The 12764-nt window shown below is 60.0% G+C and carries 7 protein-coding genes and 1 pseudogene; 1 reads left to right on the forward strand and 7 read right to left on the reverse strand.

The window, feature by feature from the left end; genetic code table 11:
• The first annotated feature begins 63 nt into the window (after positions 1–63).
• Positions 64–411 (forward strand): zinc ribbon domain-containing protein YjdM, encoded by a 348-nt coding sequence (locus RSPPHO_RS11195; protein ID WP_041795166.1) that lies wholly within the window; start codon positions 64–66, stop codon positions 409–411.
• A gap of 189 nt (positions 412–600) precedes the next feature.
• Here RSPPHO_RS11195 and RSPPHO_RS21980 read toward each other — a convergent pair whose 3' ends face one another.
• The 7 genes and pseudogenes from RSPPHO_RS21980 to RSPPHO_RS11225 all read right to left on the reverse strand — a co-directional run bounded on the left by RSPPHO_RS21980 (position 601) and on the right by RSPPHO_RS11225 (position 12691).
• Positions 601–903, reverse strand: a complete 303-nt coding sequence (locus tag RSPPHO_RS21980; protein WP_014415353.1) for an IS630 family transposase — start codon at positions 901–903, stop codon at positions 601–603.
• A pseudogene (locus RSPPHO_RS21985) lies at positions 890–1099 on the reverse strand (IS630 family transposase); the annotation flags it as partial. The pseudogene RSPPHO_RS21985 and the gene RSPPHO_RS21980, both read right to left, overlap by 14 nt.
• A gap of 275 nt (positions 1100–1374) precedes the next feature.
• A complete protein-coding gene (locus RSPPHO_RS11205; RefSeq protein WP_041795168.1) occupies positions 1375–3981 on the reverse strand; it encodes a DNA phosphorothioation-associated putative methyltransferase in 2607 nt (868 codons plus the stop codon).
• A 66-nt stretch (positions 3982–4047) separates the two neighbouring features.
• The gene (locus RSPPHO_RS11210) at positions 4048–5430 is read right to left on the reverse strand and encodes an FtsK/SpoIIIE domain-containing protein (RefSeq protein ID WP_081581737.1); all 1383 of its coding nucleotides are present in this window, start codon (positions 5428–5430) and stop codon (positions 4048–4050) included.
• On the reverse strand, positions 5423–9409 hold the full coding sequence (locus RSPPHO_RS11215; protein ID WP_014415356.1) for a hypothetical protein: 3987 nt from the start codon (positions 9407–9409) through the stop codon (positions 5423–5425). Before RSPPHO_RS11215 ends, RSPPHO_RS11210 begins: the two co-directional genes overlap by 8 nt.
• 10 nt (positions 9410–9419) lie before the next feature.
• Complete coding sequence (locus RSPPHO_RS11220; RefSeq protein ID WP_014415357.1) at positions 9420–10964, reverse strand: methylation-associated defense system protein MAD7 family protein; 1545 nt, start codon at positions 10962–10964, stop codon at positions 9420–9422.
• A gap of 2 nt (positions 10965–10966) precedes the next feature.
• Entirely contained in the window at positions 10967–12691 is a 1725-nt protein-coding gene (locus RSPPHO_RS11225) for a hypothetical protein (RefSeq protein WP_041795174.1), read from the reverse strand.
• Between the last annotated feature and the right edge of the window lie 73 nt (positions 12692–12764).

A 12764-nucleotide genomic window follows, 5' to 3' on the forward strand; every position in this document is an offset into this window, starting at 1 on the left:
CAGCATTTGTCTTTTCCCGCCCCGTGCCCTATAGCACCCTCCTTCCCACAACAGAGGTCAGTCATGGATAGCGATCCCCCGTGCCCCCAGTGCCATTCCGCCAACGCCTACCACGACGGCAGCCTCTGGACCTGCCCCGACTGCGGCCACGAGTGGACCCCCGGCGCCGCCGCCGCCGCCGATGACACCACCGACGTCATCCGCGACGCCAACGGCACCCCGCTCGCCGACGGCGATACCGTCACGGTCATCAAGGATCTGAAAATCAAGGGATCGTCCCAGGTCGTCAAAGGCGGGACCAAGGTCAAGAACATCCGCCTCGTCGAGGCGACCGATGGTCACAACATCTCGTGCAAGATCGACGGCATCGGCGCCATGGGCCTCAAGTCCGAGTTTGTGCGCAAGGCGTAACCCGTCGCGGGAAAGGCGGCCCCCTTGCCAGGGCTGCCGCCCTCCCCCTGCTGCCTGGGAGCGCACGCGTCCCCAGGCGGGAGACTCAGGGAGAAAACAGCGCCGGCACCGCATCGGCAACCCACGACGCCACGTGCAAGAGGTTGAGGCCGAGCACGGGCAGAAGGCCGAACAGGATCCCCCAAAAGATCAGAACCTCGGCCGCCAGTGGCTGATGATATCCTCGTGTGAGGTGAAGACGCGGTTGGATAGCCAGTTTTCCCGCATAAACTGCAAGATGTTTTCGACGGGGGTCAGCTCTGAGCACTTGGGTGGAAGCGACAGCAAGGTGATATTGGCGGGGACTGGCAAATCGCCGGAGAGAGGCCAGTCAGCCTGATCAAGAAGGACGACGGCATGGATGGCCGGGATTGGACCAGTCTCCACCCTCTCGGCCAAGGCTTGGCGTTGGGCTTCGTTGAGGATGGAGGGATTGCAAGGGGCCTTGGTCATTGAAGGCCAAAACCCAGTCCCGCAAGGTCTGCACTCCCACGCCTGCGACCCGAGCCGCTTCTGTCCGGGACCGTCCATCGTAGACTTCCGCCAGGGCCAAAAGACGACGGGTCTGGTCCGCACAACGGGATGTGCGGGCCAAGGCGCGCAGGTCCTGCGCCGTGAAGTCTTCCCGAAGCCGAACCGCAGCCGCCATGGCAAACCTCCCTCCGTTTGACATGGTCAATCAGATCAGCGCTCTCTTGGGAAGCCCCTTCGTGAGTCGCCTTTAGCAGGATATGGTATAATACCACTCCTCGGGACACTATCCGGGACACGATCTCACGGCGAGAATGACCCGCCCTTATCCGCGCATCAACCCGTTCCCGAAGATCCCGTGAATACGTCTTGCCCACGAGACAGCCACAATGAGAACGACTCACATTTCTCCGTTAAAGGGAATTTCCTGATCCCGAATTCAAGTGCGACACTCTAATTCGCTCCGTTTAGCCGGAGCTTCCTGGGGATCCGGCGCCCATCATCTTTGAGAACCATCTCGATGACCTCGCGCTTGTTCTCGGGGCCATAGCTGACGTGGATGGGCCGGTCGCTACCGTAAAAATAAAGGCGGTCGAAGGGGGTGTTGGCCGCAACCCACGTGGCGACTTCAAGCATGTCCTCGTCGGCAACGATAAAATCGCAGGCGGCGCCCAGCCGCGGACAGATGTGCTTTCCGGCCCGGTTGACCTCATGGGCAGCATGTTGATCCAACGGCGGAGAGATGCGGCCGGGAATGTGCTTGGCCAGTTCCGGCCCAGAGAACCCGTAGGTGAGCCGGATGGAGCCGTACCAGTCTATGACGGGGTCCAGAATGTTTTCAGCTAGGTCTCGCAGTGCCCGGTAGCTGGCGAGCTGCTGCGGCAAGTTCGGCAGTCCGGTTCGCAGCGCCGTTTCGCCGCAAATAATGAGGTCTCGGTACTTCAGGTTCGCGCCGCAGGGGTCCTCAAGCGCCGGGGGCTGGTCGTCCTCGACCAACATGTTCCCATCCACCTTCAGTCCGCCCAGCCGGATCTTGCTCGACACCTCTTCCATGCTTGGCCCGTGCCCGTTCTCATCGACAGGCATAATCTCGCCAAGTCGCTCATCGAACTCCAACTGTTCGGCATATCCGGGCATCTCTTCGTTCATCACCCGGGCCTTCAGGAACATTACCGGCGGTTCGTACCCCGACTCCTGGCCGTAACTGAAAACGCGAACTTCCTGGTGACGAAGATTGACCTTAACCCGCTCGACGACCCGGGGAAGCGGTAACGAGAAATCGTCGCACCGAATGACCGTCACCTTGCCCGAGTGAATGTGGATCTTGATGACATCAGCAAGCGACATGTCACCATAAAGCACCCCAGCACAGCCGATATAGACACGCAATACCGCAGGGAGGCGACCAATCAGCGAGCTGTGTATCTTGTAGTATTTGCTACCGATTAACCACCCTCCAATCTTCTCGGCCGCCGTCTGACAAGCAGCTGACAATGATTCCGGGCTGGCGGCTTTCCTCAGCAATTGCCCGGCTTGATCGGTTGCCGAGCCATAGTCTTGGAAAAAGGCTTTGACGTCCCGCTGCAGCCCTATCTCCAGATGATGGTACGGCTTGCGGCGTCGGAAGGTCTGCAGGGCCAGATAGACCAACATGTCGTCGATTCGTTGGGCCCGCGATAGCTCGAAGGCGGTCTGATCCAGCCGACCGGCCGCGGCGCGGTACGCCTTGCCCAGGCTTCCGAAAGCAGCTTCCAACTCGGATGTCTGCTCGATTTCATCAAGGGCCGGTTTCCGGCCGAGTTCCATCCATCGGCGGCACAGCCCCTCGAACGCCTCGGCACAGAGTTCCCATGGAGGGGTTTTCGGCGGCAGAGGCGACCGTAGTTCCTTGAGTGGCTTGATGGGCTTAGCCGGTTTAGGAAGTTTTGGCGACTTGGGAAGCCTGGGGATGGAGAGGGGGGACAAGAACCGGCTTCGGGAACGGGACATCTGGAAGCGTTGTTCTGCGTCCTGGTCCTTGAACACAAGGAACGTCCCGGGAGCGAGGGCGATGGTGTTCGCCTGCAGGGAAGATTCGATGTAATCCCTCAGCTCTGCCTGGGTGAAGTATTTCTGGAAGGTCTTCCGGTTCGTGATCACACCGTCTGCGAAGGGCTTACCTTTGACAGCGTCTTCGGACGCCAGCATAGCCGATACGCAGAGCGCCGTCTCCGCCAGGGCAAAGGCCCGGCGCAGCACCTCCCGACGCTCGGCCGGGTCCTCAATGACGTTGATAACATAGCCCAGGTTGACAATTTGGGCAGGTTGGACAGGCTTATCGGAGGCATAATGCGGGTCCCAGCCCGCGGCGTTGATACCGGCCGCCTGGAGGGTCGCCACATCGTCGCCACGCCCGCACCCGTAGTCGAAGAACGTGGTCGTCTGCTGGAGTACCCCCAGCCTGGTCAGAGTGGCAACCGGTGCTGAGAGCGACTGTCGGGACAGAGCCGTCAGATGGCGGAAGACCTGCGCGGCGTCATTGGTCCCCGACAGGCCGTCGTCCGTATCATCGAAGTCTTCCTGATTCCCGATGGGGATCAGATCGTGTCCCGACACCCGGTAGCCGCGAGCCCGCAGTAGTTCCTCCCATTGGATGCGGAAGCCGACGCGGATGGGGTCGTCAAACATCCCCAGCGCTTCCAGGTCGCGCGTCAGTTTGACAAACGTAGCGGCGTCAGGGTGGTCCCGGGGCAGCAACAGTTCCTTGCGGTGCAGGATGGGTGGATTGGGCGATTCGCGGAAATCCCGGAACGAGACCTTGCCGGTGGCCGGATCAACATTCCAGCTCCGAGCAAGAGCAGGGAACGCGACGTCAAAGAAGTTCGGGTAATCCAGGAGTGCGATGCGGCCACCGTGCTGATCAAGACGGATGACATTAAAATCAGCGCAGGAGGTCCGGGCAAGACGGGCGGCTACTTCGGCGAGGCGGCCAACGGCAGGATCGGATTGCTCCACGCCCAGGACATGGATGTAGTGGTGGTGGCCGACGGTCTTGCCGATTTGGTTCTTGCCCGCACTCATGGCCACCGCTCGCCGCGCGACCGGGAGGTTAGGCCCCCGAAGGAGCCATCAGCCTCACCGAAGCATTCAACTACGCCATTGCTGCTTGATGGCGCGAGCCAACTCATCTGCGTCATCATCATCCAAGTAAGGGCTTTGAGCGAAAACAAGGCTCGTCTGGTTGGAGGGACGTTCGTTGGCCAGCTTGGCAGCAAAATGCCCGTGACCAAGAAGATTTTCTGCCCCGCCCTCATCAAGGACGATCCGGGAGTTCGTTTGAGACGAGACCCGCAGGCAGATTTTATTGTTCATGTTGGCCTTGATCTGGCCGGGCAAGGCGTCCTTATCGGGCCGCTGGGTTATCAGGAACAAATGTATGCCTGACGCCCGGGCCTTGGAAGCGAGCCGGACGACATAGCTTTCTACCGCATCGCGGTAGTCGGCGTTATCCCTATCGGCCATCCAGTCGCCAAGCTCGTCGTGGAAGAAGTAGATCCGTGGCAAGCGCTGCTCGGGTAGCACCTTGGCATTGTACTTATCGATGTTGGCGGCGACGGGAGTGATTTCCGTGTAGCGGGTCTCCATCGTCTCCACCAGTTCCTTGAGAGTGTCGATGGCCCCTGACTGCGTAGTGATCAGGCCGCAGTCGAGGTGCGGCATCTGCTCAATCCAGGGATAGTCACCGCCATTCTTGGGATCGACCATTCGGATGCGGGCCTCCCGCGGACTGTTGGTGGCGCAGATATCTAGGATGATGTTGCGCGTCAGGATGCCCTTGCCGCCACCAGTCTCACCGGCAATCAGGGTATGCGGGCCGTGCTGTGGCTGTCCGGCGAAGGAGCCGTTCAGATTGAGGTACAGGAGGCGACCGTCATTCTCGCGCTCGCCTAGCAGGAAGCTGGTATTCGAGCGTGGGGCCGTTTGGGGCAGCTCGCGTTTAAGCCATGCTTGGCGCAAGTCCAGAATGGCGCGTTTCTCACGGGCCACCATCACCACGACTTCGCCCTTCTCAGGCCGGACGCTGATGACGTCGAGGCCGTGAGAGGTGAGCAAGATGCCCTTGCGCTTCTCCACCTCGGCAACGGTCATCTTATCGGTTCCCCGGAACCGAACCAAGGCGGAATTGGGGGTCAGACGGTCTCCGACGATGTCCGCATCCAGAGAGTAGCGGCGCAGGGCGATACGCAGCTTGGTCTTGGTCTGCTCAAGCCACGAGATCGTGCCGTCGTCGGCCTGTTTCAAGCTGTGCGCCTGGAGGAAATCACTAACGGCTAAGGAAAGACCTGGGGTTGCCGAAGCCGTGACAGGAGCAGGCTCCGGTTCCACCGGCAGCACTGCCGCCGGGACGGGAACCAGCTCCACAACGGGAACGGCAACGTTCTGCGTCCCGGACTGGCTCGGCACCTCGGCAGCCTCAAGGGACACGGCGCTTGCTGCAGTGGCCGGGGCAGGAAGGTCGATCTTAAGCATGGGACGGGCTCCCACTCAGGGATTGGACGCGCTTCAGACCCATGGCGACGTCCGCGCGGTTAAAGACGAATTGCCGCTGCTCGGATGAATGTGGCTCAAGGGGGGCGGGCACTTGGTCCAAACGGTCGTGGACGAACACCAGCGAGAGGCCACGGATTCGCAGCACGGCTTCATTCGACCGGATGATGCGCGCCCACTGTGGTGGCTGCCGTCCAGAAACGGCGTCAGGGAAGACACCATGTTCGAGGAGGAGGTCCGCCAATCGTCCGAGCCAAGTGAGGCGGTTGAGCAAATCCTTATCTTGGACGATGCGGTCACGGAGGTCGTTGGTCGATGCCCGCATCTGCGCCATGGACTCCGCCATTGACGCGGCCTCTGCGCTCATCCCGATGAATTTGCTCTCGATGACGACGAGATCTAGCGTGGGAACCCCATCCTCCTCACTGAGGCAGATCACGAGGATGTCGGCTTTTTGGCCGCGGTGGCCGAGCCAATCGGCGTAATCGTCCAACAGGAGCCATGCCACCGGAACAATTCTCTCTGGAAGAGAATCAACCAGCACTTGCTTACTAAGGACCAGCCCGAGAAGTTCAAGGGCGTTATTTTCCAGGCGCGCGGCCCGGAGAACGACGCGGCCGGAAATCCTAGCGGCCTCGTCGATGCAGACCTTCGCCAGTTCGGTGGCCTCCGTGGTCTTGTCGCCGATGCCCAAGACGGTGCCGATCTCTTCCGCTAGCTTGGTCAGAAGCATCATGCCGTGATGCCGGGTCGAGACAATCAGGTTGTGCTCACCGCCGGGCTTCGTCAGGAACCGGATAATGCTGACGTTGTTGTTCTTGAACAGCTGAAGGTCGGCGATGGCATCGTAGGTAACCACCCAGCGGCCCACGGAATGAGCGTGGTCGATGGCCCTGCCGACGACGTCTTGATCGAAATTGATTTCGCGCACTGGCACGAAGTGACCTTCCGGCGCATCGGGTGCATCCTGGTGGTAATCCCGAATGAGATTCAGGTAGTCCTGGACCTCTTCCGGCCGCGCAGCGGAGACCAGCAGCACCTCGGTTTTGCGGGTGCCTTTCTCGAAGTACCGCCGCCGCGTTTCGGCGCCGGGCAGATAGGTCCCCATGGTCGGCCAGCCGCACTCCGGCGCTTCGACCCGGCGCCATCCGGTTCCCGCGCTCCGGGCGATGACATCATGCAGGAAGACGATGTCTGATGCATGGACGCCGCTTTCGCCGGTGCCCAGGTCGCCAACGTCCAAGAACCCGACCCGCAGCCTCGACAAGAAGCCCTGAGTAGCCTCATTGGACAGAGCACCGTCTAGTTCGCGGCTGATGGCCATGTTCTGTTCGGTGTAGATGTTCCGGAGCCGGTTCTGGTCGGTGTGGGTCAGGATCAGGTCGCAGCGCAGATCCTTCTCGTTCTCGATCTTGCGGGCCAGCTTGTCGGCGAGTTGGGACGGCAGGTCGCGGTTATCGGCGTTGTACAGGACCACGGAGAAGTTGGCGCGTTCATGGGGCTGCAACTCCAGAAACTCGTCAACAACGCCGATCAGCTCCTGGGTTGCGGGCTTGGAGTATCCATCAAAGGCGTTCTCGGCACCTTGGTCAACGGTTGGCGGTTCCATCAGACCGAAATCGGCGAAAGTCTCGGTTTCCACGAGCAAGCGGGGCTTGGGCTGGTCGGGAAAGAGCACCACGCCGGGCAGCCAGCCATTGGAAACAGAGCGGGCAATGGTCCTCGAGAACGTCCGGATGTCTTTCTCGACGGCTCCCTGCGCAAGAATCTGGCCAAGCGCATCGGCCAAGCGCATGACCTTGGCGGCGGCTTCAACCAGCTTGAACGGGTGCCAGGGCGTGCAGATGGCGACGGCGGGCCGGTCGATGGCGTGTGCCACGCCCAGGGAGAGCAGACTGCGCCACAGGGTTACGCGGCAATCATCCTTGCGCGCCACTTCGCGCAGCTCCCTCAGCAGCTCGCCGTAGGCTTTGGCCTGCTTGAAAAGGGCGGGGTCAGCTAAGCCCTTGCCCGTCTTGTCGACCATGGCTCGCACCGCAGTCGAATAGCTATCCCAGAACACTTCAAAATTGGCATGCAAGCTCTCGGCGCAGAAATCCTTAAGGACCGATCCCGTTTGGGCCACTAGCGCGCTCTTGAATTCATGCCCGACATCAATTGCCTTGTCGTTGGGATCGACAAGCGCGCCATCGGGGCGGCCGAAAGCATCCTGAATGGAGCTGCGCTCGCTCAGGTCAATACGCCCGTCGGTAAAACGGTCGGACCCTTGGGCCCGCGAAAACCGACCGGAAGCCAGGAGAGCTTTCGGAGCGTCGAAATTGGCCACGACCTGCATGTTCGCAGAGTACGCCGACGCAAGCGAATTCCCCGGCATCGACCAAATCATCTGGGTCGAATGAGACGCCTTACGCAACGCCTCCTCGGAGGGAACACCATCGACAATGTTGGCTTCGCCGATGATCGTAATGTCAAACTTGAACTGGCGCGCCGTCAGCGAGTTCTTGGTGTTGTTATCCTCGCCATCCCACTGGACCGACCAGCACATTCCGAAATCGCAAAGGACGCCGCTTGCCTCCAAGATCTTGGGCAGGCCACGGTATCGGTCCCGCAGGAACCGGCACAGTTCGGCGTTATGCTCTTTCGTCCAGAATGCCTTCTTGTCGGCCCCCTGCAGGCGCACGACCACTTTGGGGGAAGCCGGCAGGCTATTGGAGGCGTCCACCAAGTCCGCGATTGCCACGAACAGGCCCAGGGCTAAGTCAGCTTGTTCCTCGGTCTTCCGGAATACGCAGCGTTCCCACCGTTTCAGAAGGCGCTTGTCTTCCTTCAGGTTGTCGCGCTGACGGAAGAAGAAGTCACGCTCCTCATCGTCGGCATCGTCACCCTCATCGACCACAGCCTCCAGAATCTTCCTATCGCTGGCGTTTAGTTCCTTTGGCATGTTGTTGTCGAAGAAACTAATCGTGGCTTCTCCGAGTGGCGGCAACTTCTCGCTCTTGGATGCTTTTAGCAACTTCTCGACAACGTCCCATTTAAGGCCGATGGCCGCTTCCTGGGCTTTCGTCCAGTTGCCTGGTTCGATCTCCAGGTCCTGGACCAGATTATCGAGGATGTCGGCCTCGGTCTCGTCGATGATCGCGTCGTCCTTCATGTCGACGATGCGGGCCTGAAGCTTCACGCGGTCGAGCGCCGTCCCCCGGTTATTACGAAGATGCAGCGCGTCATCGGCCTTGGCGTGGAGGTCTCGGAAAACTTCGGCCCACTTCTCCGGAGAACGCAGACGCCCTTTGGCCCCGAACTCCTTGAACCGGCCTGCGCCTTTCGGAATGCGCAGAGCCGGGATCGCTTCGTCCAGCGCTCGGTGCAACGGCATGGACTTGAAGTGGGTGTCAAGCAGATGCACGAATTTCGCGAACATCTTCAAGCCGCCAACCAGAATGCCGGTCTGGGCGATGCCCAGAAACACGTTGGCTAGGTTCTGCTTATCGCGGTTCTCCAGACCGTTGGATAGCTCCTTGCAGCAATCAATCCAAAGGTGCGGAAGGTCCAGCAGCTTCTTCTCAGAAATCTGGGGAATTTCTCCGCCTGTAGGCGAAAGGTTGTTCTGCTGATGATTTGGCACTGCGCAGACAATTGCCCCGCCGCCATCTTCACGCTGTTGATTGCGAAAGTGGGCGACGTTTTCTGTGGTCAGCATGTGCGATGGCATCGTCCCATCGGAAATGCTTTCATGGACAAAAACCTGAGCATTCGGAACACGAAACGCAATCTGCTTAGCGAGCGCGCAAATCAGTTCCTTGTCGTCAAATCCAAAAATTTGGAACAACGACTTCTTATTTGAGTTAATCTCGACTTCCCGAGCAACCCTCTGAGCCGATACTTCGGCAACCAGGGCCAGTTCCGGGGTCATCGTCACCGCAATCATGGCTGCCGGAGCTAATGCGTTCGTCAGGGAAGTCATCGGATAGCCCTCAAATCCAGAACGGGTTGACCACGAAAGCGCAGTCGTCGGACAGCCGCTTCAGCAGACCCAGCACCCGCAGGCGCTCCTCCAGGCATTTTTGGTTAGCCTTGAGGTGCTCATAGTTGACGCTCTTGTAGGCCCGCTGCCCCACCTCGGAACCGATGATCATCCCGTAACGCCCGAAGAGCGTTTCAAGGAAGGTCTCGAATTCCATCGGGGTGGTGACATTCGCCAACACCAGGGCCTCAAGCAGGCCGTCGCTGGTGGCATACCACCGGCCGGAGCCCTTTCTGGACACCGCCAGGCCGATCTGCTCTGCGTAGAAGCCAATCACCCGGCCCAGGTGCATTTCGTGATTGTCCAGGGCCTCTTTCTTGATCGCCTGCGGCAGGGTTTGGAATATCAAACCGCCGGAATCCCTGTCCGATGGGAAGCCGAACCGGTGCCTAGACAGCTTGATGGCGGCCGCGGTCGGGTTCTGCTCGCGAGCGGCACCCTGCCAATCGTCGGAGGCGACCAAGTCGTCGACCACTTTCTCGATAGCCTTGCGGGTCATGTCGCGATGCCGAGCGAAAGCATCCTTCGATAGCTTCTGAACACCGACGGTTTCGCTGTTCACCATGTCCACGGGGATGGCCGGCCGGTCGATACCGAGGGTCTCCGCTGCACGGTCGATGATGAAGCGCACGACGGCCAAGCCGGATAACCGCATCAGGGGCTCAGGCAGGTTGTCGTCTGGCAACGCTTTCAGCGAGAGCAGATGGACCCAATCTTCGGCCAACGTCCGGTAGCATGGATGACTAGGCGGCGGCAGATAACCGATGTTTTCGAACGTCACGCCCTTCGCAGCATCGTTCACCGGCTCTAGCACTTGAGCCAACTTGTTCCAGCGGCTGCCGCTTGAGAGCAGGCGGGCATCGACGAGCCCCTCGAGTTCATCGGTCAGGCCGCTACGGTTCAGCATGAGGTAGAGGAGTTCGCCGCCGCGGCTAAAGAAGCGCCGATCCTTGTTGATGCTTTCGCCCGACGAGCCTTCGCCATAATCGGCAGACAGCATGGCTTGGCCGCGCGGCGCGAGATGACGGGAGGTTGGCCGCCGGTGTCGTTCCGGCTCGATTTCGCAGCTCCGCAGCAGGGCCACGGCATTGCGGAAAGAGCCGAACTTGGTGAAACGGTCGCGGAGATGAACGAAACGGTCCTTATCGGGACCCAAGCGCTCAAACCAGGTGTTCCACATGGCAGCGTCTGATGCCGCTTGCCGATCTGCGATCTCGTCGATGTGCCGGTCACAAAACAGGATCTGCCGCAGCAGCCGACGCGAAAGCATGCTGTACGACATGGTCTCATGTTTGTCGCTAGGACCTGGGAAAATTCGGTCCCAGTTCTTGTCACGGTGACGCGACGACATAACCCCAAGCGCTTCTAGCAACAGGAGCCACGGCGTCTGGTCATTGTAGAAGCGGTGTCCCCAAATCTGCTGTTCAAGCCAGATGTCGACCTTTGCATCGACTTCGTCAGGGATGTCTAACGCATCGACTAGGGTCTTGTGCATGTTCAGTTCCCCCCGATGACTTCGATGGCTTCAGCTCGAAGCACCCCGTCATTCCCAAGCCGAATGAGCTGCAAGTGGTCAGCGTCCGGATCGATGATGCCTTCGCGCGTCAACGCGGCAATGACACGCAGCCGGAAATGCCGAAGTTCCTCGAAGCATTGCCTAGAAAAGCTTCCCGGCAAGCTGCCGTTCTGTACCCGCATCAGGTACTCGAAGAGCAGCGGCGACAGGCAATTCTCTTCAATTTCAACATCGCCAGGGTTTTGATGCACCACCATCCGCGGCCGCCCATGCGGGCCTTTGGCATCGAAGTCAAAGTACATAAGGTGCTTCTTCGAAGGGCCTACATCGAGATTGATGTCTAGCACCCGGCCCACACGGCTTTGGGTGTTCGCCGCAGGGGCGGCGAACCAGACCTGCTGGCCGTCATCGCACATGGTGCCCGTGTAGCTGCGGTTTAGGCCGTTGACCAATCGGTTGCGGGTCTTTTGGTAATTCCCACCGGTGCTCAACGCTTTGATGAAATCCAGGTAATCGCCACCGAAGGTGAAGACAGTGAGCTTCCATGGGTCCATCTCGCTGTCGCTGCCGTTCCGCTTCATCGAGAAGAACAGGCGGCGGCGCTGGGCCTCGACGGCAGTCCGGAACAAGGAGAAGTCTTCAAGGGTGCCGCGCTGATAACGGTAGCGTAGATGAGAGAACTGGCCGTCGCCGTAAAGCGGATCGGCCTTGACCAGCCGGTCGTACTCATCTTCCGGCTGCGCCTCCACCAGAACGCCGTCGATGGCATTATTGGTCTCGCGGCCCAGCCCGATATTTTCGAACACCGTGAACGCCCGATACTGGCGGTTCTCGCCTGCGGGAAGGTTCAGACCAAGGGCATTGTCAAAAGGATTGGCCAACGCGCCTTCATCATTGGCGTGAAGGGCATGCGCGGTATCGCAGTTCATCATCCTCGCTTTTTTGCCGGAGACGCCGAGGATGACGTTGACGGTGAGCAAGATGACATGCCGCATCGGCAGGTGCATGTCGTTGTGCGAGGCGATGGTGATCAGCTCTCGCAACCTAGCCCGCATGCCATTATCCCCGCCGGTCTCCAACAAGGCCCGGTTCCGCAGGATGGCGCAGTTGCCCTTCTCCTGCAGAATACAGCCTTCGCATTGGGCCCAGTCGGGATGTTCGATGACCGCCTTGACCACCTGGTTGAACAGCGCATCGTGAGGCTGGCGGCTCAGATTGAGGAGCCACAACGAAAGCTCCTCGTCCCGGTCCCGGTCTTCCTTGAGCAACACGCTGGTGCGCCGCTCGATGTCCTTGGCTTCGGGATTGGCAGCACCATAGCCGCGCCAGAATCGCAGGAGCTGACCGTCGTTGGCGGCGACCAAGTAAAGAGTGTCGGGCGACCGGCCCATGGTGGCGTTCAGCAGGCCGTCCAAAATCTCCTTTTGACGCGGGTGCTCGTAGAACTCGCTGAGGTCCTTGACGATGATGAACTTACGACCGCCGACGGTAGTTTCGATGAGCGGGCCACTGCGGTCCCACTCGGCGAGGCTGCCCCCGAGTTTCTGGAATATTTGGCGGCAGTGCCAGGTCTTACCGTCACCAGCTGTGCCGGTCAGGATGACGTTCAGGGCATGGGGTGACTGGAAATTGTCGACCAGCCGCCCCACTAGGTCGCTCTCGACTTCCAGCGGTTTGACGTGATTTTCGACGGCGGCCTTGACCACATGCTCGTCCCAGATCGAGTGAGACGCGGCGCTAGGTCCATAGGTTTGGAGAAAACACACTAAATGATTGCGT

Origin of the sequence: Pararhodospirillum photometricum DSM 122, from assembly GCF_000284415.1 — a bacterium.
Taxonomy (GTDB): domain Bacteria; phylum Pseudomonadota; class Alphaproteobacteria; order Rhodospirillales; family Rhodospirillaceae; genus Pararhodospirillum; species Pararhodospirillum photometricum.